Below are 22710 nucleotides of genomic sequence, written 5' to 3'. Positions count from 1 at the left end.
CTGTTATGCGTAATGCGCATGGCTTTTTTCATAATTCATTTACATTGAGTAGGAATGAGGCAGTCAGCCCTGGGTGATCTTGGCCTGAAAAGCCAATAAATCCTGCCATGCCAAGGACTTACTCGCTGGCGCGTTCAACAGCTCCTGCGGGTGCAGGCTTGCCAAAGCCGGTAAAACAAGGTGTCCGGCTGCGACATCACGCCACTGTCCGCGCAGCGTATGGATGGTGCCGGTGCCGCCAAAGAAGAAACGTGCGGTGAAGTTGCCAAGAAGCAACAGCTGTTTCGGCTCGGCAAGGGCGATCTGCCGCTCGATGAAGGGGCGGCAGATATCCATCTCTGCCTGCGTCGGCGGGCGGTTGCCCGGCGGCCGCCAGGGCACGACATTGCCGAGCATGATGGTGCTGCGCTCAAGCCCGATGGCCGCCAGCATGCGGTCGAGCAAAAGCCCGGTCTTGCCGGCGAAGGGAAGGCCCTCACGGTCGTCATCCGCGTCAGGCATCGGGCCGATGACCATGATGGCGGAGGCGGCATCACCTTCGGTGAAAATCGTATTGCGCGCGCTGTTCTTGAGGTTGCAGCCGCTGAAACCCTCAAGCGCGGTTTTCAGCTCGGCAAGCGATCTCGCGCTTTCCGCCGCAAAACGCGCCGCCGCCACGGCCTGCTCGTCCGGCATGGCGACATTCTGCTGAATGGCGGGGGCGGCTGGCGCGCCACGCGCCGGGGCGCTGCGCGTTGCCGCCTGCCGCTGAGGCGCGTCGGTACGGCGATCCGCAGGTCTTTCAGTCTGGCGCGCCGATGTCACCGCATCCTGCGCCGGCGCGGATCGGGCAGGGCGGGCGGCGGCGAATTCGGCGAAACGATCGATCGGGGTCTCTTCCAGCATCCAGTCCACGCCCGCATCCGCATGGAAATGCAGGAGGGCGGCGAGTTCGGCCGGGGAGAGGTCGTGGGCGGCGATCATGGGCGGAAACTACCCCATGTTCCCCGCCCGGGGAACCCGTAAATCACGCTGTCCAGCGCTGAATGTCGCCGCTTTCGCCGATCATGGCGAGACCATGGGCGATGGAGAGCAGCTCGCCGCCGCTTTCGATACGGTCGGCGTCGAAACGGCGGGTGAAAAGCTCCCGCACCGCCGGCACAAAGGAGGTGCCGCCGGTCAGGAACACCTTGTCGATCGCCTCGGGCGCAACCTTCGTCTTTTCCAGAACCTCGTCGAGCGCTTCTTCTATCTTGGCGAGGTCGTTAGCGATCCAGTTGTTGAAATCGCTGCGCTTCACCATCTTGCGGCCAGCCTTGCCGAGCGGCGAGAAGTTGAATTCCGCTTCTTCCGAAGAAGACAGCGCCATCTTGGTGGCGGAAATCGCCTGATAGAGCGGGTAGCCCTCGTCGTGGTCGACCAGGTCGACGAAGAGTTCGAGTTTTTCCGGCTCCAGCGCCGAGCGCACCAGCGATTTCAGCGCGGTGAATTCCTTCGAGGTCTTGAAGATCGACAGCTGGTTCCAGCGGCCGAAATTCACGTAATAACCCGAGGGTACATCCAGCACCTTGTCGAAGCTCTTGAACTTGCTGCCCTTGCCGATCTCGGGCGAGACCAGATTGTCGATCATGCGGAAGTCGAAATGGTCACCCGCTACGCCGACGCCGGAATGGCCGATGGGGGTGGCGGAAAGCTTGCCGGCATGGGTTTCGAAACGGATCAGCGAATAGTCCGTGGTGCCGCCGCCGAAATCCGCCACCAGCACATTGGCGTCCTTCTTCAGGCTCTGGGCGAAATAATAGGCGGCCGCCACCGGCTCGTAGACATAATGGATATCAGGGAAGCCTGCCCGGGTGAGCGCCTCGTTGTAACGGGCGAGCGCCAGCGCCTCGTCCGGATTGCTGCCGGCGAAACGCACCGGCCGGCCCGCGATGACGGTGGAGACGTCACCTGGCCATTCCTCGCCCGCATAGGTCTTCAGCTTGCGCAGGAACACGTCCATCAGGTCTTCGAAGCTCTGGCGCTTGGCGAAGATCAGCGTGCCCTGGAACAGCGGCGAGGCCGCAAATGTCTTGATCGACTGCAGGAAACGGCAGTCGCCGGCATTGTCGATGAACTGGCGGATGGCGGCATGTCCCGCTTCCACATGCAGGGCGGCCGCACCAAGGCCAGCATCCTTCATGAAGGAGAGCGCGGTGCGCATGCTGTCATCCGTGCCTGCGCTGCTGGTGAAGCGCATGGAACGGCTGTCGCCGCCGCCGTCGGAAAGAGCCATGACCGTGTTGGTCGTGCCGAAATCGAGGCCGAGAGCCCGCTTTTGCGTCATCGCCATATCCTTGTCGCCGATAGAAGAACCGCCCGGCCCCAGGGTGGCCCGGCGTGAAAATAAGGGATGCTCTTGGCGCCCCGATGTCAGAGGAGGGCGGTTGATTGCACAGGGCCGACGGAATGGCAAGCACCTGCACCCGGGTTTATTGTGAAATTTGCATGAAGTAATCGCCATGGGTGGAAGGCCGCCCTGCTGCCCGCATTAAATATTCTTTCGCATAAAGCGAGTATAAGGCTGAACTATAGCGTTAAAGAGCAGATTTATTTTTGTATTTGTTGTGTTTGCAGACGGAGCCCCGATGTCCCGAAAGCCGGCCCGTTCCACCCTTGAAGACGTGTCGCCGGCGCGAAACGCCCGCGTTCGCGGCGATGCGGACAGCTTCAACCGCCATCTCATGGACCTGATGGAGGCGTCGCAGCAGGGTTATGCGCTTTTCGACGGCGGCGATGAACTGCGTTTCGCCAACACGGCATTCCGCACGGCGCTCGGCCTCGGCCCGGACGAGTTTCCGACATGGGTTGATCTCATGCGCAGCGGCTACCGTAACTCCGCCGGCACGGCCATCGAGACCTCCGATTTCGAACTGTGGCTGCGCTCCGCGAGAACGAGGCGCGGCAAGCTGCCCTTCCGCACCATCGAGACCGGCCTCAATGACGGGCGCTGGATGCTGACGACCGAGACGACGCTGCCGGGTGGCTGGATGCTGTGCGTCGTCACCGATATTTCCGAACTCGGCGTCGAATTGCGCGATCTTCGCCAGGAGCGGGACAGGGCGCTGAAATCCGCCCTGAGCGACGAGCTGACCGGTCTCGGCAACCGCCGCTACGTCATGGATATTCTCAATCACCGGCTTGGCCCCAACAAGGCCGAGGCGCTTGCCGTCATCATCATTGATATAGACCATTTCAAGTCGGTGAACGACCGCTTTGGCCATGCCTGCGGTGATCTGGTTCTGAAAGATTTCGCCGCCCGGCTTTCCGCTGCGGTCGCCCGCGACGATCTGGTCGGGCGGATCGGCGGCGAGGAGTTCCTGCTCGTTTTCGGCGGTTCGCGCATGCTGAGCGCGGAGATCATCATGCAGAAACTGCTGTCGTCTTTGACCGAGGCATCGCCGCTGAGCGACGTGCCGGATTTCCGCTATAGCTGCTCGGCGGGCATTGCCTTTGCAAATCCGGGCGAGACCGCGAGCGAGGTCCTGCGCCGCGCCGACACGGCGCTTTACGAAGCCAAGAATACCGGCCGGAACCGCTACGTGATTTACGGAGCGGCCTCCTGACCGGATTTGTGTTTATTCGGCGTCAGTTCGACTTCGCCGCGCCGCCATCCACTCTCAGCATCGTGCCGGTAATATAGCTTGCGGGAACCGAGCAGAGGAAGGCGCCGGCGGCGGCGAATTCCTCCACCGTGCCGAGGCGGCCGGCCGGGATGCTTTTGACGGAGGCCTCGCGGATTTCCTCGACGCTCTTGCCGAGACGCTTGGCATTGGCGCCATCCAGCTCATCGATGCGGTCGGTATGGATACGGCCGGGCAGGAGCAGATTGGAGGTGATGCCGAAGGAGGCCACTTCGGAGGACAGCGTCTTGCTCCAGCCGACCAGCGCGCCGCGCAGCGTATTGGAAAGGGCGAGATTGGCGATCGGTTCGAACACGCCTGACGAAGCGACGGTGAGGATGCGGCCGAAACCCTGCTCTTTCATCTCAGGCAAAAGCGCATTGGTGAGCGTGATGACGCGCAGGACCATGGACTGGAAGAAGGTATCCAGCTTGTCGGTGGTCATCTCCTGGGCAAGGCCCGGGGTCGGACCGCCGGTATTGTTGACGAGAATATCGATGCCGCCGAGCTTGTCCTTGACCGCCTGAACCATGGCGTCGACGAAATTGTCATCGGCAAGATCGCCCCAGACCCAGTCGGCCTTGCCCTTGCCGAGCGCATTGATCGCCTTGCAGTTTGCCGCCAGCTTTTCGCCGCTTCTGCCGACGAGAAGGACATGCGCGCCTTCTTTCGCCAGCGCCGTCGCAATGCCGAGCCCAAGGCCGCGAGAGGAGGCGAGAACGAGGGCGCGTTTGCCGGAAATGCCGAAATCCATGGGTTTTGTCCTGTCTTGTGAGTGCGCTATGTGCTGTTTATAGAGCATTTCCAGGAAAAGTGGACCCCGGTTTTCCGTACGGAAATGCGACAAAACAAAGAGTTAGAGTATTTTCGCGATTCGAAGAAAGGCGAAAACCCTCTATGAAGGCAGCGCCCGGTTTTGAAGGAAAAATACACATCATGACAGAACAATCCCTGCTGAAATTCTCCATTGCCGTCACGGTTCTCCTGGCGCTCTTCGGCATCGGCGCGGGGCTGTTCTCCGGCTCCTTCGCGGTGGTTTTCGATGGTGTCTATGCGCTGACCGACGCTTTCATGACGGTGCTGGCGCTGCTGGTCGCGCGGCTGATCGCCGCCTCGGCAGCGCCTAGGCCAGGCGGCCGGCTGGTGGAGCGTTTCACCATGGGTTTCTGGCATCTGGAGCCGATGGTGCTCGGCCTCAACGGCACGCTTTTGATGGGCGCGGCCATCTATGCGCTCATCAACGCCATCGACAGCCTGATGGATGGCGGCAGATCGATCGAGTTCGACTACGCCATCATCGTCACCTTCCTCAGCTTCGCCGTCTCTCTCGCCATGGCATGGTTCGTCAAAAGGCAGAACCGCCGGCTGAAATCCGCCTTTGTGGCGCTGGATGCCAAAAGCTGGCTGATGAGCGCGCTCTTGAGCATCGCGCTCTTTATCGCCTTCGCCGCGGGTTACGGGCTGACGGGAACGTCGCAGGCATGGCTGTCGCCCTATATCGACCCGGCCGTGCTGGCGCTGGTCTGCCTCGTCATCATCCCCATGCCGCTCGGCAATGTGAAGCAGGCGCTCGCCGACATCCTTCTGGTGACCCCGCTGGAATTCAAGCAGCATGTGGACAAGGTGGCCGCCGAAACGGTGGAGAAGTTCGGCTTTGCGTCGCATTATTCCTATGTCGCCCGCGTCGGCCGCGGCCGTCAGATCGAACTCTTCTTCATCGTGCCGAAGAACTGGCCGGCCCGGCGTCTGGAAGAATGGGACGCGATCCGCGACGAGATCGGCGATGCGCTGGGCGGCGAGGGGAGTGACCGCTGGCTGACGATCGTGTTCACGACGGATGAGGAATGGGCGATCTGATTTCATCCGAGACGCCGCCGCCACGAAACGTCTGAAGGCGTCGCTTCCGAGGGAAGCAACGCGCTTAAACCACTCTCAGCGTCCGGCATCGATGATCATGCCGCCGTCGGGCGTCAGACTGTACCCCGTAATGAACTGTGCATCTTTGCTGGCAAGGAACAGCACCACGGGCGCGATGTCGTTCTCGGGGGAGCCGTGCCGGGCAAGGGCATTGGTCGGGGCTGGAATATTGGCTGCCGCCGCACCCCAGGTATCGGCAACCGGCAGGACGTTGTTGACGGTAATCTTGTCAGCACCCCATTCACGGGCTGCAACCCGCGTCAGGGCACGTATGGCCTCCTTTGCCATGTTGTACGGCGCATATGGCACCAGACCCGTGACGCCGGCCATCGATCCGAAGTTGATGATACGGCCTTCACCGCTCGCTTTCAGATGAGGATAGGCGGCCTGCATCATCCGCAGGTAGGCGATCGGGCCCGTATCGAAATTGCGCTGTAGCTGTTCAACCGATAAGTCGATAACCGACGATTGCACCACTGAGGGGTCAAAGGCGTTGTTCACGAGGATGTCAATGCCGCCCCAGGCCGCGACAACCGTGTCGATTGAAGGCTTGATCGCATCGGCATCGCTGACGTCAATCGCAATACCCAAAGCGGTCCCGCCTGCGGCTTCTATATCGGCCACGACGGCATCGACATTCGCGGGCGTTAGCGACAGCACCGCGACTTTTGCCCCTTCTGCTGCGAGGAGTTTGGCGGTGGCGCGGCCAATTCCCCGGCCAGCCCCGGTGACCATCGCAACCTTGCCTTCTAGTCTTTTCATGGGTGTTTCCTTTTTCAGATTTACCGGTGCGCCGCCGCTTCAAGAGCATAAGGCGAGGGAGTATCGCGAACGTGGTTCTGCGTCGCGAAGGATGTGGCCATCAGGATGAGGCCAATGGCGGCGGGCATTGCACCCTTGATGCTGCGGACGCCGAGATGCGCCATTCCCGACAGGATCAAGTGATAGAAAATGCCTGCATAAGCGAGATCGCTGAGCGGCAGGGAGAGACGGGTCAGGATCACAAGGGGCGCGAGTATCTTCACGACGATCATGAAAGGCACCAGATGGGCCGCATGATAGCCGAGATCGGCCTGGGCTTTTTCGACGAAGCCCCTCTTGGTCAGGTAAAGGGCCGCCGAAGACAGATATAGCGCCGACAAGAGAACGGTGCTGATCCAGTAAATGTAGGTCATGGTCATGGAATATCCCTCTCGCCGGGCGTCCCGGCGAAATTGAGCATTGATCTTGCGCTTTTCGGATGACGCGTTGCATCGGCTACGAAGAGCTTGTAGAGAATTTGTAGGCTATAATAAATTTTCGCAAGTAGGATGAATTCATGACACTAGGTATGGAAATTCGTACTAATGACTGAAGCGGGCTTTACGATGCAGGATGAGATGCGTCGCGCCTTTTCGATGCTCTCGGGGAAATGGAAGCTGGAAATCATGTGGCTGCTTCATCAGCGGGTCCACCGCTTTGGCGAATTGCGAAAAGCGATCCCTGGAATTACCCAGCACATGTTGTCGGCGCAGCTTCGCGAGTTGGAGGCGGATGGTCTCGTCTCGCGCACCGTCTTTGCTGAGGTACCGCCGCGCGTCGAATATGAGATGACAGAAAAGGCGAGGGGTCTGGGTCCGACGATGAAGGCATTGGCCGCCTGGTGGGAAGAGCATGGCAAGACCATTCCAGCAAAACCGAACCCGCGCGGCCGTAAGCCCAACAGCGGGGCTGCAGGAGTGTGAGACTTTACGTCTTTCTATGGGAGTAATGAGGTCCGCTTCTGGCGCGGCGCGGAATATCGGCCGCCGTTAAACTGTTACGGCCCTTGACGCCTAAATATGTCGTCTCTATTTTATATCTTACGTGCACGTAAAAGTAATAAAATAGTCATCAGGTTGTCTGACAATGAGGTGGCGTGCGACATGTTTTGCCGCTATAGAAGCTCGACAAAGCTGTTACGCTTTGCGAAGACAGGCAAGAGTGAATGTCCTGCTGCAGACGGGATTTTCATCGGTCGCGGACTATGCGGCGGACGGCGGAAAACGAATATAACAACAGCCGGATGGGACCGGCGATATGAGAGGACAAGATGACGGAAGCGATGGAACTGCCCGAACGCGAAGCGATGGAATTCGACGTTGTGATTGTCGGTGCGGGTCCTGCGGGTCTTGCCGCCGCGATCCGCCTGAAGCAGGTGGAGCCGGAGCTTTCGGTTGTCGTTCTGGAAAAGGGCGCTGAAGTCGGCGCGCATATCCTCTCGGGCGCGGTGGTCGATCCCATCGGCATCGACCGTCTTCTGCCCGGCTGGCGCGAAGAGGAGGGGCATCCCTTCAAGACCGAGGTCAAGGACGACCAGTTCATGTTCTTAGGCCCGGCAGGTTCCATCCGCCTGCCGAATTTCATGATGCCGCCGCTCATGAACAATCACGGCAATTATATCGTCTCGCTTGGGCTGGTCTGTCGATGGCTGGCGGAAAAGGCGGAGGCTCTCGGCGTCGAGATCTATCCCGGCTTTGCCGCCACGGAAGTGCTCTATAATGAGGAAGGCGCCGTCATAGGTGTCGCCACCGGCGACATGGGCATCGAGAAGAATGGCGAGCCGGGTCCGAACTTCACCCGCGGCATGGAACTGCACGGCAAATATGTGCTTGTTGGAGAGGGCGTGCGTGGCTCGCTCGCCAAGCAGCTGATTTCCAGATTCGACCTCTCGAAAGATCGCGAGCCGCAGAAATTCGGCATCGGCATCAAGGAGCTCTGGCAGGTCAAGCCGGAACACCACAAACAGGGCCTCGTGCAGCATTCCTTCGGCTGGCCGCTCGGTTTCAAGACCGGCGGCGGCTCGTTCCTTTATCATCTGGAAGATAACCTCGTCGCCGTCGGCTTCGTGGTCCATCTCAATTACAAGAACCCCTATCTCTATCCTTTCGAGGAATTCCAGCGCTTCAAGACGCATCCGGCGATCCGCGATACTTTCGAGGGCGGCAAGCGCATCTCCTATGGCGCGCGCGCCATCACCGAAGGCGGTTATCAGTCGGTGCCGAAGCTCACCTTCCCGGGCGGCGCGCTGATCGGCTGTTCGGCCGGTTTCGTCAACGTGCCGCGCATCAAGGGCAGCCATAACGCGGTACTCTCGGGCATGCTGGCGGCGGAAAAGATCGCTGCGGCGATTGCCGCCGGCCGCGCCCATGACGAGGTGGCCGAGATCGAGGCCGAATGGCGCGAAGGCGATATCGGCAAGGACCTGAAGCGGGTTCGCAACGTCAAGCCGCTGTGGTCGAAATTCGGCACGCTCATCGGTGTCGGCCTTGGCGGTCTCGATATGTGGACCAACCAGCTGTTCGGTTTCTCCTTCTTCGGCACGCTGAAGCACGGCAAGACGGATGCGCAGAGCCTGGAACCGGCCTCAAAGCACAAGCCGATCGCCTATCCGAAGCCTGATGGCGTCCTGACCTTCGACCGCCTGTCCTCGGTGTTCCTCTCCTCCACCAACCATGAAGAGGACCAGCCGGTGCATCTTCAGGTGAAGGACATGGAGCTGCAGAAGCGCTCCGAACACGATGTCTTTGCCGGTCCTTCGACGCGTTATTGTCCGGCCGGTGTTTACGAGTGGGTGGAGAAGGACGGCGAAGAGGTTTACGTCATCAACGCGCAGAACTGCGTGCACTGCAAGACCTGCGACATCAAGGACCCCAACCAGAACATCAACTGGGTGCCGCCGCAGGGTGGCGAAGGGCCGGTTTACGCCAATATGTGATGATGTGGGGTATCCCGCTTCGTTATTCTCGGGCTTGGCCCGTTGTTGTCGGGTTTTTAATTTTTGCGGGCCGTACTCAGGTTGAAGTGGTGGCATATTCGCTCAACGTCATCCTCTGCCTTGTGCCGAGGATGGCGTGGAGTTTGTTCTGACCGATCGCGACTATTTTTGATCGCAGACTATGCGCTCTAAAATGACGGCCTAAACAGCCTTTTCCCCGTCAGTATTTGTGGATTGCTCTTCGATTTCTTACATATAGGATGTTGGGGTGTTGTAACGTCATCCGGCTCGTGGATCGCGGGGCGATAATGGGGTAACGCCTTGAATGTGCATATGGTCCCGGTTCGGCTCAACAGCTGTTTCGTTTGCGCCGTCGCCCGGCGACAGGGAGTGAGAGAATGTCCGGCTTTGAAAGGCTGAATACCGTACGGAAAACAGGGCTTGTTGTCGGCGTGGCAGCGCTTTCGACGATTGCGGTTTCTTTCAGCAGTGGCCCGCTTGCGGCGGCAAGCTGCCGCAGTGATGCCATGGCCGGGATTGACTGGCGCGAATGCAACAAGCGCATGCTGATGCTGGGCGGCAGCAATCTGGATTCGGCGATGCTGTACGGCTCCGATTTCACCTATACCGACCTGCGCGGCTCTTCGCTGAAGGGCGCCAATCTTGAAAAGGCCAAGCTCATCCGCACGGCCCTTGGCGAGGCGAACCTTCAGGGCGCCAACCTGACCAAGGTGGAAGCCTATCGCAGCGATTTTTCCGCCGCCGACGCCACCAATGCCAAATTCGTCAATGCCGAAATGCAGCGAACCAAATTCGAGAAGACCAAGCTCGACGGCACGGATTTCACCAAGGCTGAACTCGGGCGCGCCGATTTCGAGGGCGCGTCGCTGAACGGCTCGAAATTCTCGCTGACAAACCTGTCGCGCGCCCGTTTCGGCGGCGCGAAGCTTGGCGGCCCGGTGGATTTCACCAGCGCCTTCCTGCTTCTGACCCGGATCGAAGGGGTCGATCTTTCCACCGCCACCGGGCTCGACCAGAAACAGATCGATATTGCCTGCGGTGACGCCAAGACCAAATTGCCGAACGGCCTCACCGCGCCGGCCTCCTGGCCGTGCCCGGAGGACCCGGACGACGATTGACGGGAATGGCCGCGCGGTTTTGCGCATGGCCCAAACACCTCCGCAAGCGGAGAGAAGCGCCCGCGATGCGGACGCCTCGTTGATGATCAGAAGCCCGAAAGCACGATCTTGCCCTTGGCCTTGTTGCTTTCGATCAGCGCGTGCGCCTTGATGAGATTTGCGGCATTGATGGTGCCGAAAACCTCCGTCAGCGTTGTCTTGATCTTGCCGGCATCAACAAGCTCGGCCACGTGGTTGAGCAGCCTGTGCTGCTCGATCATGTCAGGCGTCTCAAAAACCGCGCGGGCGAACATCATTTCCCAATGGATCGATACGCATTTGCGCTTGAAGGCCATGACATCGAAACCGCCGGCCGGATCGTCGATCAGCGCGAAACGGCCCTGTGGCGCGATGGTCGCCACGCTGTCGGCCGCATGAATGTCGCTATGGGTGGTGGAGAAGACGAAGCCCGGCGCACCGAGCCCGAGCGCCTCCACCTGCGGAGCGATCGGCTTGCTGTGATCGATGACGTGATGCGCGCCGAGTTCCTTCACCCAGGCAATCGTTTCCGGCCGCGAAGCGGTGGCGATGACGGTGAGGTCGGTCAGCGCCCGCAGAAGCTGGACGGCGATGGAGCCGACGCCACCCGCGCCGCCGATGACCAGAACGGCGTTGGCCGCGCCCGGAACCGGTTCCTTCACCCGCAACCGGTCGAACAGCGTCTCATAAGCGGTGATTGCGGTCAGCGGCAGGGCGGCCGCTTCCTCGAAATTCAGTGATTTGGGCTTTATGCCGACAATGCGTTCATCGACCAGGTGAAATTCACTGTTGGAGCCGGGCCGGTTGATGACGCCGGCGTAAAATACCTCGTCGCCGGGCTTGAAAAGCGAGACCTTGTCGCCGACGGCCTTCACCACGCCGGCAGCATCGAAGCCGAGCACGCGCGGTTCGCCGTTTTCCGGCGTCTGGTTGCGGCGCACCTTGGTGTCGACGGGGTTTACCGAAACGGCCTTCACTTCCACCAGAATGTCGTGCCCTTTCGCTTCCGGCTGGGGAAGGTCGATATCGACGAGGGCGTCTTTCGCAGTGATGGGCTGGCTGGTCCTGTAACCGATGGCGCGCATGAACAGTCTCCTTTGCTTGTTTGCGTGCCTCTTACTTGATACATATGAACGCTGATCGCAAGAATGCACATTTTGTGATGATACATACAAAAAGGATACTGTGATGTCGCGACCGCGCGCCAAACTCACCGGCAACTTTCCCGGCTGCCCGGTGGAATCGACCCTGAGTTTTCTCGACGGCAAATGGAAGGGCGTGATTCTTTATCACCTCATCAATGAGGGCACGCTGCGCTTCAACGAGCTGCGCCGCCATATTCCCAGCGTCACCCAGCGCATGCTGACAAAGCAGCTGCGGGAACTGGAGGAAGCGGGCTTGATCTCGCGCACCGTCTTCCCGGTGGTGCCGCCGCGGGTGGATTATGCGCTGACGCCGCTTGGCGAGACGATGCGGCCGGTCATCTCAGCGCTGAAAAGCTGGGGGGATGCCCATGTCGTGTGCAAGAACGGCGCGAAATACACCCAGCTTCCGCAGGCTGCGGAGAAGGCGGCCTGAGAGAAATCACGGGTAAAAGCACGCCCCGTGCAGGCCATTTTTCATGGTGCGATGCAACACGGATTTGCCCCGATTGATGCATAATGCTGCAAACTCGATTCGCAGCAGGGACATCAAAGCACATGAGCATGGGTTGGATGGAGGCCGGATTTCTCGGCCTTTTGCAAGGACTTACGGAATTTCTTCCGATTTCTTCAAGCGCGCATCTGAGGATTGCCGGGGAGTTCCTGCCCTCCGGCGCAGATCCCGGTGCCGCCTTCACCGCAATTACCCAGATCGGCACGGAAATGGCGGTGCTGGTCTATTTCTGGTCCGATATCATGCGGATTGCAGCCGCCTGGCTGCGTCAGAACCTGCGCCTTGGCGAATATAACAAGGCCGACGCCCGGCTTGGCTGGCTGATCATCGTCGGTTCGGTGCCGATCGTGTTTCTGGGCCTGTTCTTCAAGGATGCGATCGAGCATTCGCTGCGCAACCTTTATATCACCGCCGTGATGCTGATCGTCTTCGGCATCGTTCTCGGCCTTGCCGACAGGATCGGGGAGAAGCGTTACAAGCTCAACCAGCTGATCTGGCGCGATGGCATCCTCTTCGGTTTCGCACAGGCCATGGCGCTCATCCCCGGTGTCTCTCGCTCGGGCGGCACCATCAGCGCCGGCCTGCTCCTGGGTTACACCCGCGAGGCGGCCGCGCGTTATTCCTTCCTGCTCGCCGTTCCCGCCGTCTTCGGCTCCGGCTTCTACCAGCTCTTCAAGAGCATCGGTGAGGACAATCCGGTCGGCTGGGGGCAGACCGGGCTTGCCACCCTCATCGCCTTCGTGGTGGGTTACGCCGTGATCGTGGTCTTCCTCAAGCTGGTCTCGACCAAGAGCTATATGCCTTTCGTCTGGTACCGCGTGGTCATCGGCTTCATCCTGCTCGCCCTCTTGGGAACGGGCGTCATCAACGCCGGTGGCTGAGGGCAGGGCTTCTCGCTTTTCCCGGCACAAATGAAAAGGCCCGCTCTTTCGAGCGGGCCTTTTGTCTTTAGAGCAATGTGCCGCTGAGGATCGCCAGCGCCACCGAGAAGTAGATGACGAGGCCGGTGACATCCACCAGCGTGGCGACGAAGGGGGCAGAGGCGCTGGCGGGGTCGAGCCGCAGGCGCTGCAGGATGAAGGGCAGCATGGAACCGGCCAGCGAACCGAAGGTGACGATGCCGACAAGCGCCGCAAAGACGGTGGCGCCGACCAGCAGCCAGTGTTCGCCATAATCATAAAAGCCAGCCTGCTGCCAGACCGTCAGGCGCAGGAAGCCGATGGCGCCCAGAATGCAGCCGAGCGTCAGGCCTGTCGGGATTTCGCGCAGCAGCACGCGCCACCAGTCCGAAAGCTTCAGTTCGCCGAGCGCCAGCGCCCGGATGATGAGCGAAGTGGCCTGCGAACCGGAGTTGCCGCCCGACGACATGATGAGCGGAATGAACAGCGTCAGCACCACGGCCTTTTCCAGCTCGCCCTCGAAATGCTGCATGGCGCTGGCCGTCAGCATTTCACCGAGGAACAGGGCTGCGAGCCAGCCGGCGCGCTTGCGGATCATGTACGGAAAACCGATCGTCATATAGGGCTTTCCGAGCGCTTCCATACCACCGAATTTGTGGGCGTCTTCCGTGGTGTCTGCGATCATGGTGTCGATCACGTCGTCAACGGTGACGATGCCGAGGATATGCGAATGGTCATCGACGACAGGAAGCGCCAGAAGGTCGTGCTTGCGGATCAGCCGGGCGACATCCTCCTGCGACATCAGGGGGCTTGCATAGGCAATGCCCTCCTTGGAGGCGACAGAGAGGATGGAAGCGCCCGGTTCGCCGGTCAGCAGCCGACGCAGCGTCACGACCGTGGAAAGCGTCCCGTCCTGCGCCAGCACATAGATGGCATAGACCGTTTCACGCGACCGCTCGACGACGCGGATGTGCGAAAGGGTCTGTTCCACCGTCCAGCTGTCGGGCACGCTGACGAATTCCGTGGTCATGATGGAGCCGGCGGTGCGCGGCGGATAACCCATCAGATGTTTGATGGAGAGCGCGGTGGTGCGGTCCAGCCGGGAAAACAGCTTGGCGCGCGGCTCTTCTTCCATTTCCGCCATGACGTCGGCCACGCGGTCGTCAGACATGAGGTTGACGAAGCGGGCGGCCTGTTCGAGCGGAATGCCGGCAATGATGGCGGCCGCGTCATGCAGCTCCGGCCGGTCGAGAATGGCGACGGCCTTTGCCTGCGGCATGGCAAGCAGGGCGGCTACGGCTGCGTCGGTATCAAGCGTGTTGAGGTGCTCGACACGTTCTGCGATGGTGGTGGAACCGGCATTTCCGCTGCGGAGAAGACGTGCGGCCTTGCTGGCTCTCTGGGAGAGAGTGTGGAAGTTCATGATTGCTCACCTTTCCGTCGATTCGCCGATTACGGCGAACGCGGTGGTGAGCCGACAGAGGTCGGATCAGTTCCCGTTCGCCGCTTTCGGCAAAGGCAATCGACTACTACTGTCGCTAGACATCTAATGATGCTCCGTTGAAATCCGCACAGTTCCGGTCACGGCCCGTGCGTAACGCCGTGTTGCGCCTGAAACGAAAAAGAGTCAAGCGGGCCGATTGTGAAATTTCCGCAAGATTCCGAGCCGATGCCGGAAGGTATATTCAAGCGGCTGAAAAACCGGCTTTCATCCGGCTTTCGCGCGCCGCTCGACGGCGACGGAAACGAGGAAAACGCCAAGCCCGAGAAGGGAAAGAACCGCACCGACATAACCCGTCGAGGCGTAACCGAAACCCATGGCGATGACGAGGCCGCCAAGCCAGGCGCCAAGTGCGTTGGCGATGTTGAAGGCGGAATGGTTGGAGGCGGCGGCCAGCGTCTGCGCATCCTGCGCCACATCCATCAGCCGGGTCTGCACGGCCGGGCAGGCGGCGAAACCGCAGCCGATCAGGAACACGCAGAGGCACAGCATGAACGGATTGTCCGCCGTCATGCCGAACACGGTCATGACCAGCACGTTGAAGGCCAGCATGCCGCCAATCGTGCCATTGAGCGAGATATCGGCGAGCCGCGAGCCGACGACATTGCCGACATTCATGCCGATGCCGAACAGCGCCAGCACCATGGAAACGGTGGAAACCGGCATCATCGCCACATCGGTGGTGGTCTTGGCTATATAACTGAACACAGAGAACATGCCGCCGAAACCGACGGCGGCGATGGCAAGCGTCAGCCACACCTGCACGCGTCGGAAAGCGCCGAGTTCGCGCCACACGCTGGCGCCTTCTTCCACCCTGTCACGCGGCTGGAACAGCCAGAGAAGGGCGACCGTTAGCAGCCCGATGCCGCCGACCAGCATGAAGGCCGCTCGCCAGGAAAGCAGCTGGCCGAAGAAGGTGGCAAGCGGGGTGCCGAGCAGGGTGGCGATGGTGAGGCCGAGCATGACGCGGCCAACGGCGCGGGCGCGCTTGTGGATGGGCGCCATGGAGGCCGCCACCAGCGCCGCAACGCCGAAATAGGCGCCATGCGGCAAGCCGGTGATGAAGCGCAGGACGGTGAAGCTCAGGAAATCCGGGGCAAGGGCGCTCAGGATATTGCCGATCGCAAAAAGTCCCATCAGGCCGAGAAGCAGGGTACGACGCGTCATGCGCGCGGCAAGCACCGCAATGATCGGCGCGCCGATGACGACGCCGAGCGCATAGGCGGTGATCACGTAACCCGCCTGCGGAACGGTGACGCCATAGGTGGTGGCGACGTCAGGCAAAAGGCCCATGATCGCGAATTCACCGGTGCCGATGCCGAAGCCGCCGGCGGCAAGCGCCAGTTCGATAAGTGCTATGGCAAGCGGGGAGAGGGCCACGGCCGGCGCTGCCGTGTAAACGGTTTCATTCTCCGCGCCAGGGCGGGCTTCGGAAATATTCGACTGGCTCATCGTGACCTGAAAAACGGGAAGGGCCCACAGAAAAAAGGGCAAGACCGTATGGGAGCGGTCTGCCCTGACTGGAGATGCGCGGTCATGAAAATGACCTTAAGTGATCCCTAACATGAAATGATGCGTTGCGGTAGAGCGATTCTCGGCAAAAGAGCATCTTCACGCGATGGTGTTCGGAACTCTATATGACGATGGGCATTTACGCGCGGCTGCATTACTGGATCGGGTTGGAAACATGAAGCTCATTGCAATTTTCAATCGCGACGGCGGCACTTTTCGCACCACTGACATGGAGGCCTATTGCGACCATGCCCGCGACGTTTTCACCCGCGCCGGCCACGCGATCGATTGCCGTCTGGTCTCCGGGAAAGATATCGTCGAGGAAATGGAACGCGCCGCCGATGAGCCCGGCATTGAAGGCATCATCGCCGGCGGCGGCGACGGCACGATTTCCGCCGCAGCCGCCATCGCCTGGAAACACGGGATTGCGCTCGGCATCGTTCCGGCCGGCACCATGAACCTCTTCGCCCGCTCGCTGAAGCTGCCGCTCGATATTCGCCAGGCGCTGGAAACACTGGCGAATGGCGAGATTGCCAGTGTCGACATCGCCAGCGTCAATGGCCGCCTCTTCGTCCACCAGTTTTCCGCAGGCCTGCATTCGCGCATGGTGCGCTACCGCAACAATCTCGCTTTCGCCTCCCGTCTCGGCAAGATCAAGGCGAGCATCCGCGCCGCCATCAACGTCATCCTCAACCCGCCGGTGTTCGAGGTGCAATATACCGTCAATGGCAGGACGCAGCATCGCAAGGTCTCGGCGATTTCCGTCTCCAACAACGAGTTCGGCCAAAGCTCACTGATGGTGGCGGATAGTGTCTCGGGCGGCCATCTCGGCTTTTATCTTGCCGATCCGCTGCGTCCCTCCGGCGTTGCGAAACTCGCTTTCGATATTCTGCGCGGCAAGCTGAAGGAAAACGCCGCCGTCACCGCCATGACCGTGACGGAAGTGGAACTGCATTTCCCGAAGAAGCGCCATGACCTGCGCTGCGTCATCGATGGCGAGTTGCTGCCGATGGAACGGGATGTGGCGCTGAAAGTTCATGCGGGCGAGTTGAAGGTGCTGGTGGGGCGGGTGTTTTTTGCATAGCGCAACTGACTGCGAATTGGCGGTTGCCGCTTGTTTCTTCTCCCCGAGGAGGAGAAGTCCGCGGCAGCGGGATCAGGGGGCGAGCGTCGAGATATTCGGAGAGCTATCCCCCGCATCCAACCCTTCGGGCCACCTTCTCCCCGGCGGGGAGAAGAAACAAGGGGCGATGTCGCGCCCTCAATACCCCTAAAAAACGCCAGCCTTGCCAAATCGAAGCCGCCCGGCCATGTTCGGCGGGCGCGGTGGCGTGAGCGCCGTTGCCTTTATGGGAGTGCGATCTGTCATGAATGAAATCTCCAAGCCGCTGTCCAACCTCGCCGCCATCGATGCCGCCCATCACCTTCATCCCTTCTCCGATATGGGCAAGCTGAATGCCAGCGGAACCCGCATCATCGAGCGCGCGGAAGGGGTCTTCATCTATGACAGCACCGGCAAGAAATATCTCGACGCCTTTGCCGGCCTCTGGTGCGTGAATATCGGATATGGCCGCCGCGAGATCGCCGATGTCGTGCAGCGACAGATGAATGAGCTGCCCTATTACAACGCGTTTTTTGGCACCACCACGCCGCCGGCGACACTTCTGGCGCAGAAGATTGCGTCGCGCGCCGGTCCTGACATGAACCATGTGTTCTTCACCAATTCCGGTTCGGAGGCCACCGATACCTGGTTCCGCATGGCGCGGGTTTACTGGAAGGCGCTCGGCCATCCGACGAAGACCAAGGTGATTGCAAGGCGCAACGGCTATCACGGCTCGACGGTGGCCGGAGCCTCGCTCGGCGGCATGAAATGGATGCACGAGCAGGGCAACCTGCCGATCGAGGGTATCGCCCATATCGGCCAGCCCTATTGGTATGCCGAGGGTGGTGATCTTTCACCGGCCGAATTCGGCCTGAAGGTGGCCCGAGAACTGGACGCGAAGATCGACGAACTCGGCGAAGAGAATGTCGCCGCTTTTGTCGCCGAACCCATTCAGGGTGCGGGCGGCGTCATCGTGCCGCCGGAGACCTATTGGCCGGAAATCGCACGCATCTGCAAGGCGCGCAACATTCTCCTCGTATCCGACGAGGTGATCTGCGGTTTCGGCCGTCTCGGCTCCTGGTTCGGTTACCAGCATTTCGGCGTGAAGCCGGATTTTGCGCCCGTCGCCAAGGGCCTGTCATCGGGCTATCTGCCGATCGGCGGCGTTATCGTTTCCGACCGGGTGGCGGCGGTGATGCTGTCAGAAGTTGGCGATTTCAACCATGGCTTCACCTATTCCGGCCACCCCGTCTGCGCCGCTGCCGCGCTTGAAAATCTTCGCATCATCGAGGCTGAGGGGTTGGTGGAGCGGGTGCGCGACGATATCGGCCCGTATTTTTCGCAAGGCTGGAAAAGCCTTGAGGACCACGAACTGGTCGGCGAGGCTGTCAATGTCGGCCTGATGGGCGGCCTGCAGATAACGTCCGACAAGGCGACCCGCAGGCGTTTTGCCAAGCCCGACGACATCGGCACTGCGGTGCGCAACCATTGCCTGGCAAACGGCCTCGTCATGCGCGCCACGGGCGACCGCATGCTGGCCTCGCCGGCGCTGACGATCAGCCGTTCGGAAGTGGATGAGATCATCGAGACGCTGCGCAAGGGGCTCGACCACCTGCGTGATACGACAAGGGAGGACTAAAATGGCAGGACAGGAACATCATTACGCCGTTCAGGTGAAATGGACGGGCAATCGCGGCAAGGGCACGTCCGGCTACCGCGACTATGAACGCGACTATACGATTTCCACCTCGGGAAAAGCCGATATAGCCGGCTCCTCCGACCCCGCCTTCCGTGGCGATGCCTCGCGCTGGAACCCGGAAGACCTGCTGGTCGCCTCGCTCTCGGCCTGCCACAAGCTCTGGTACCTGCATTTCTGCTCCGTCAACGGCATCATCGTGGAAGACTATGTCGACAATGCCGAGGGCACGCTTGTCATGGAAAAGGACGGCGCCGGACAATTCAGCGAAGTGGTGCTGAAACCGCTCATCACCATCTCCAAGGGTGATCCTGCCCGGGCTGATGAGCTGCACCACGATGCCCACGACAAATGCTTCATCGCCCGATCGGTGAATTTTCCGGTGCGGGTGGAGGGGACGGTGAAGGTGGTTTGAAAGGTTCAGGCCAAGCGCAGCCCGAGATGATCGGCCATAGGCTGAAAGTCTCGGTCGTTGTGCAGCAGTTCGTATCCGTTTTCGATACAATAGGTGCCGATGATAAGATCGGCGGTTTTACGCACTGTTTTCCCGACGCTACGAAGTTTTCTATAATTGGCGGCGGCTTTAACGGTAAGTTCGGGTGTCAGCATCGATACGAACCCGAAGCGCCCTAGCCGACTATGTATCGTCGCCGCCAGTTTGTCATTCCGCTCTCCCTGCAGGATTTCGAGGAGAATAATATCGCCGATAATCACGTCGGTAAGATCGCTGATATCGCTGAGCGTTGTGACTTGAGGCGTGGATTTATTCTGAAACCAGTCGATCCAGACAGATGTATCGACAACAATCATTCTGCGGCGTCTCGCGACTTGATATCGTCCGCGCTCCAGCTATTGCGCACATCTTCCAGATCGCCACTCCAGCCGATGCCTCTCAGTTCTTGCAACGCTTTGCGTCGCCCGAGATTCTCCACAAGGTCGCGCAACGCCTTTTCCACCGTGGCCTTTTTGGTGGAAAGACCGGTGATTTCCATTGCCTCGGCGATCAAGGCGTCATCAAGTTCAATGTTGGTGCGCATGGAAAAACCCTTGGTGTATCGATTTTCGAAACAATACACCAAGGGGGCTTTGAGCGATATCTATTTTTACTGGAACGCCGTCTCGTAAAAGCTTCTGAGCTTGCGCGAATGCAGCGTTTCCGTCGGCATAGCCGCAAGCTTCTGTACGGCGCGGATGCCGATCTGCAGATGCTGGGCGACCTGCGTGCGGTAGAACTCCGTGGCCATGCCCGGCAGCTTCAATTCGCCATGCAGCGGCTTGTCGGAGACGCAGAGCAGGGTGCCATAGGGCACGCGGAAGCGGAAACCGTTGGCGGCGATGGTGGCCGATTCCATGTCGAGCGCGATGGCGCGCGATTGCGACAGGCGCTTGACGGGGCCGGCCTGGTCGCGAAGTTCCCAGTTGCGGTTGTCGATGGTGGCGACCGTGCCGGTGCGCATGATGCGCTTCAGCTCGAAGCCCTCGTAACCGGTGACTTCCGCAACCGCCCCTTCCAGCGCCAGCTGCACTTCGGCCAGCGCCGGGATCGGCACCCAGACCGGCAGGTCGTCGTCAAGAACGTGGTCCTCGCGCACATAGGCATGGGCCAGAACATAATCGCCCAGTCGCTGGCTGTTGCGCAGGCCGGCGCAATGGCCGACCATCAGCCAGGCATGCGGGCGCAGCACGGCGATATGGTCGGTGATCGTCTTGGCGTTGGAGGGGCCGACGCCGATATTGACGAGCGTGATGCCGGCATGGCCTTTTTTCTTCAGGTGATAGGCGGGCATCTGCGGCAGGCGGCCAAGAACGGCGTCCGTTTCCGGCCTGTCGGAGCCGGCGGGGGTGATGATGTTGCCCGGCTCCACGAAGGCCGTGTAGCCTTCGCCTCCATTCTTCATCATCTGCCGCGCCCACGCGGCGAATTCATCGATATAGAACTGGTAGTTGGTGAACAGCACGAAGTTCTGGAAATGGCTGGCGCTGGTCGCCGTATAGTGGCTGAGGCGCGCCAGCGAATAATCGATGCGCTGCGCCGTGAAGGGTGCGAGCGGCGCGGGTTCGCCGGGCACCTGATCATATTCGCCATTGGCGATGAGGTCGTCAGTATTGTTGAGGTCGGGCGTATCGAAAAGATCGCGCAACGGCACGTCGGAGAGCGAGGAGGCCGCCGCCGCTTCGACATAAGCGCCTTCGCCAAATGCGAAATGCAGCGGAATGGGCGTGGCCGATTCAGCAACCGTCACCGGAACGCCGTGGTTCTTCATCAGAAGCCCCAGCTGCTCTTTCAGGTAATGGCGGAACAGCTCCGGCCGGGTGATCGTCGTCGTATAGACGCCGGGAGCGGTGACATGGCCGTAGGAGAGACGCGAATCGACATGGCCGAAGGTTGCTGTCTCAAGACTGACCTGCGGATAGCAGGCGCGGTAACGGCCGGTGATCGGCGCGCCCTTGGCAAGCTCGGTGAAGGAGTTGATGAGGAACGCCGTATTGCGTTCATAAAGCGCGGTCAAAGCCGCCACAGCTTCTTTCGGGTCCGTGAATGTCTGCGGCGCGAAAGGCTCGGGGCTGATGAAGGTGAAGGGCGGAATCGTTCGTTTTGCTATTGTCATGGCTCATTATAAGAGGCCAAATTCGACAGGCAAGCGACAGAAATACGAAGAAACTGAAAAGAAACGGAAAAAGCGGCTGGAGCAATGTCGGGGCGGCGGAAACTCAGCCGAGCGCGCCGCGCTGCAGGCTCATCAGGAGCACGAAACCGGCGCCCTTGGAGGCGGGGCGGGGATCGGCCTTGTAAACCGCAAGTCCGGCCACCGGACCGAGAAAGATCGAAGCCATCAGCACCAGTCTCAGTGCGGAAAACAGGCCGTTGGAAAAACTGGTCGTCATCGGCCGGTCCTCAAAGTACGACGGGGCAATTGGCGGCGGGCGCCGGGTTGTGCTGGCAGGCAATTGCCGCACCGGCATTCACCCGCTGGAAACTGCGGTTCGGATTAACGACGAGCGAGGCGAAGGACATGGCGAAGATCGCCATGAGAAACGCGAAGATTGCCAGTCGGCTGATCAGCTTTGCCATGTCCATTCCCCTTTATTGGAGTTAATGGACAGAGTTTTGCCACACTCGGACTGAACGGACCCTGAGACCCCGGTTCATATGGTGTTCAGGGATGTTAACGGCTGGTGACATGGTGGGTCGGCGCGGCAATGGCGCTGGGCACCTCGCGGCCCCCCCCGCTTTTCGATCAGGACAGAGGGGCTTGCGCGCGTGCCGCAAGATCGGTCAGCAGGATTTCGAATGCCTGAGGCTGGGTCACATCGACAACCGGCACATGGTGTTCCCGCGCGGATGCCAGCATGTCGGTGTTTTCCCGCAACGAACGCTCGATGAAAGCGTCCATGATCCGCCGCTTGTCGGCCGTTGCATCTTCATAGCGCGCGAGGGAACGCATTCTCTCGAGAAGAAAATCATTGCCGGCATGGAGAAAGACACCGGCGACCGTGCTGCCGAGCAGGGGCGATATCAATTCCGGCCGCAGGGCCGCGCCCTCGAAGATTGCGGGCGTGCCGGTGCCTGACCTGCTGTCGATCATCGTGCGGATCAATGGCCAGATGTTCTGATGATGTATCTTCAGAAACCAGTGGATCGTTTCCGCTGATAGCTGCGAGTAATATTCCTCCACCGGTGCCGGAATGCCCGGCCATGGCCTTCCCGGATGGCGGGCGAGACTGTCGGTCGATATCGCCTCGCAGCGCAGTCTTTCGCTCAGCAGGCCGGCAAGGGTGCTTTTGCCGACATGGGAGGTGCCCGCGATCAGGATTGTCGAAAGGGTGGGGCGCATGCGTCGCTCTCGTTGGTGTTGGGCGCAACGATACCTCAACGGATATATGGCTTCCAT

24 protein-coding genes are annotated in these 22710 nt (G+C 60.3%); 10 read left to right on the top strand and 14 right to left on the bottom strand.

All coding sequences use genetic code 11. The annotated features are described in order from the left end of the window. Positions 1-63 precede the first annotated feature (63 nt). Both CFB10_RS17880 and CFB10_RS17875 read right to left on the bottom strand, forming a co-directional pair. Entirely contained in the window at positions 64-963 is a 900-nt protein-coding gene (locus tag CFB10_RS17880) for a uracil-DNA glycosylase family protein (RefSeq protein ID WP_020009730.1), read from the bottom strand. Between the two features lie 43 nt (positions 964-1006). Further along, a complete protein-coding gene (locus tag CFB10_RS17875) occupies positions 1007-2305 on the bottom strand; it encodes an Hsp70 family protein (protein ID WP_026363510.1) in 1299 nt (432 codons plus the stop codon). Positions 2306-2606: 301 nt separating this feature from the next. Between CFB10_RS17875 and CFB10_RS17870 the strand changes: the two genes are divergently transcribed. Further along, the gene (locus CFB10_RS17870) at positions 2607-3584 is read left to right on the top strand and encodes a diguanylate cyclase (protein ID WP_020009732.1); all 978 of its coding nucleotides are present in this window, start codon (positions 2607-2609) and stop codon (positions 3582-3584) included. A gap of 22 nt (positions 3585-3606) precedes the next feature. Here the strand turns inward: CFB10_RS17870 and CFB10_RS17865 are convergent, their stop codons facing one another. Then, a complete protein-coding gene (locus CFB10_RS17865; RefSeq protein WP_020009733.1) occupies positions 3607-4395 on the bottom strand; it encodes an SDR family oxidoreductase in 789 nt (262 codons plus the stop codon). 182 nt (positions 4396-4577) lie between these two features. Between CFB10_RS17865 and CFB10_RS17860 the strand changes: the two genes are divergently transcribed. After that, entirely contained in the window at positions 4578-5498 is a 921-nt protein-coding gene (locus CFB10_RS17860) for a cation diffusion facilitator family transporter (protein WP_026363511.1), read from the top strand. A gap of 75 nt (positions 5499-5573) precedes the next feature. Here CFB10_RS17860 and CFB10_RS17855 read toward each other — a convergent pair whose 3' ends face one another. Further along, positions 5574-6320, bottom strand: coding sequence for an SDR family NAD(P)-dependent oxidoreductase (locus CFB10_RS17855; protein WP_020009735.1), 747 nt, complete (start codon positions 6318-6320; stop codon positions 5574-5576). A gap of 20 nt (positions 6321-6340) precedes the next feature. Then, positions 6341-6739, bottom strand: a complete 399-nt coding sequence (locus CFB10_RS23810) for a hypothetical protein (RefSeq protein WP_020009736.1) — start codon at positions 6737-6739, stop codon at positions 6341-6343. A gap of 165 nt (positions 6740-6904) precedes the next feature. Between CFB10_RS23810 and CFB10_RS17845 the strand changes: the two genes are divergently transcribed. The 3 genes from CFB10_RS17845 to CFB10_RS17835 all read left to right on the top strand — a co-directional run bounded on the left by CFB10_RS17845 (position 6905) and on the right by CFB10_RS17835 (position 10433). Continuing rightward, a complete protein-coding gene (locus tag CFB10_RS17845) occupies positions 6905-7282 on the top strand; it encodes a helix-turn-helix domain-containing protein (RefSeq protein WP_020009737.1) in 378 nt (125 codons plus the stop codon). Positions 7283-7629: 347 nt separating this feature from the next. Beyond that, positions 7630-9294 carry an electron transfer flavoprotein-ubiquinone oxidoreductase gene (locus CFB10_RS17840; RefSeq protein ID WP_020009738.1) on the top strand — a complete coding sequence of 555 codons (1665 nt, stop codon included), beginning with the start codon at positions 7630-7632 and terminating at the stop codon, positions 9292-9294. A gap of 398 nt (positions 9295-9692) precedes the next feature. Continuing rightward, a complete protein-coding gene (locus CFB10_RS17835; RefSeq protein ID WP_020009739.1) occupies positions 9693-10433 on the top strand; it encodes a pentapeptide repeat-containing protein in 741 nt (246 codons plus the stop codon). Positions 10434-10519: 86 nt separating this feature from the next. On the opposite strand, the gene CFB10_RS17830 is transcribed toward CFB10_RS17835, so the two are convergent. After that, complete coding sequence (locus tag CFB10_RS17830; RefSeq protein ID WP_020009740.1) at positions 10520-11536, bottom strand: zinc-binding alcohol dehydrogenase family protein; 1017 nt, start codon at positions 11534-11536, stop codon at positions 10520-10522. A gap of 103 nt (positions 11537-11639) precedes the next feature. On the opposite strand from CFB10_RS17830, the gene CFB10_RS17825 reads away from it, so the two are divergent. Further along, on the top strand, positions 11640-12029 hold the full coding sequence (locus CFB10_RS17825) for a helix-turn-helix domain-containing protein (RefSeq protein ID WP_003509998.1): 390 nt from the start codon (positions 11640-11642) through the stop codon (positions 12027-12029). Positions 12030-12151: 122 nt separating this feature from the next. Beyond that, positions 12152-12988, top strand: coding sequence for an undecaprenyl-diphosphate phosphatase (locus CFB10_RS17820; protein WP_003509996.1), 837 nt, complete (start codon positions 12152-12154; stop codon positions 12986-12988). Between the two features lie 67 nt (positions 12989-13055). Here the strand turns inward: CFB10_RS17820 and mgtE are convergent, their stop codons facing one another. Both mgtE and CFB10_RS17810 read right to left on the bottom strand, forming a co-directional pair. Beyond that, on the bottom strand, positions 13056-14429 hold the full coding sequence (gene mgtE, locus CFB10_RS17815; protein WP_020009742.1) for a magnesium transporter: 1374 nt from the start codon (positions 14427-14429) through the stop codon (positions 13056-13058). Positions 14430-14714: 285 nt separating this feature from the next. Continuing rightward, positions 14715-15959: an MFS transporter gene (locus CFB10_RS17810; protein WP_051091637.1), complete on the bottom strand. Its 1245-nt coding sequence runs from the start codon at positions 15957-15959 to the stop codon at positions 14715-14717. Between the two features lie 235 nt (positions 15960-16194). Between CFB10_RS17810 and CFB10_RS17805 the strand changes: the two genes are divergently transcribed. The 3 genes from CFB10_RS17805 to CFB10_RS17795 all read left to right on the top strand — a co-directional run bounded on the left by CFB10_RS17805 (position 16195) and on the right by CFB10_RS17795 (position 19232). Continuing rightward, positions 16195-17103: a diacylglycerol kinase family protein gene (locus CFB10_RS17805; protein WP_020009744.1), complete on the top strand. Its 909-nt coding sequence runs from the start codon at positions 16195-16197 to the stop codon at positions 17101-17103. 283 nt (positions 17104-17386) lie between these two features. Further along, positions 17387-18760, top strand: coding sequence for an aspartate aminotransferase family protein (locus tag CFB10_RS17800; RefSeq protein WP_026363512.1), 1374 nt, complete (start codon positions 17387-17389; stop codon positions 18758-18760). Position 18761: 1 nt separating this feature from the next. After that, entirely contained in the window at positions 18762-19232 is a 471-nt protein-coding gene (locus tag CFB10_RS17795) for an OsmC family protein (protein WP_020009746.1), read from the top strand. Between the two features lie 5 nt (positions 19233-19237). On the opposite strand, the gene CFB10_RS17790 is transcribed toward CFB10_RS17795, so the two are convergent. From CFB10_RS17790 to CFB10_RS17770, 6 genes are all read right to left on the bottom strand, one after another. Further along, positions 19238-19627, bottom strand: coding sequence for a PIN domain nuclease (locus tag CFB10_RS17790; protein ID WP_020009747.1), 390 nt, complete (start codon positions 19625-19627; stop codon positions 19238-19240). Next, positions 19624-19854: a type II toxin-antitoxin system VapB family antitoxin gene (locus CFB10_RS17785; RefSeq protein WP_026363513.1), complete on the bottom strand. Its 231-nt coding sequence runs from the start codon at positions 19852-19854 to the stop codon at positions 19624-19626. Before CFB10_RS17785 ends, CFB10_RS17790 begins: the two co-directional genes overlap by 4 nt. A 66-nt stretch (positions 19855-19920) precedes the next feature. Beyond that, positions 19921-21426, bottom strand: coding sequence for an AMP nucleosidase (gene amn, locus CFB10_RS17780; RefSeq protein ID WP_020009749.1), 1506 nt, complete (start codon positions 21424-21426; stop codon positions 19921-19923). A 103-nt stretch (positions 21427-21529) separates the two neighbouring features. Then, a complete protein-coding gene (locus CFB10_RS24075; RefSeq protein WP_003509979.1) occupies positions 21530-21703 on the bottom strand; it encodes a hypothetical protein in 174 nt (57 codons plus the stop codon). A 10-nt stretch (positions 21704-21713) separates the two neighbouring features. Further along, positions 21714-21896 carry a hypothetical protein gene (locus CFB10_RS24070; protein WP_020009750.1) on the bottom strand — a complete coding sequence of 61 codons (183 nt, stop codon included), beginning with the start codon at positions 21894-21896 and terminating at the stop codon, positions 21714-21716. Positions 21897-22056: 160 nt separating this feature from the next. Then, the gene (locus CFB10_RS17770) at positions 22057-22653 is read right to left on the bottom strand and encodes a hypothetical protein (RefSeq protein WP_020009751.1); all 597 of its coding nucleotides are present in this window, start codon (positions 22651-22653) and stop codon (positions 22057-22059) included. Positions 22654-22710: the final 57 nt, after the last annotated feature.

The organism is Agrobacterium sp. 719_389, from assembly GCF_900188475.1.
Classification (GTDB): domain Bacteria; phylum Pseudomonadota; class Alphaproteobacteria; order Rhizobiales; family Rhizobiaceae; genus Agrobacterium; species Agrobacterium radiobacter.
Note: the sequence above shows the minus strand (reverse complement) of the source record. Positions and strands in the feature narration are given on the sequence as shown.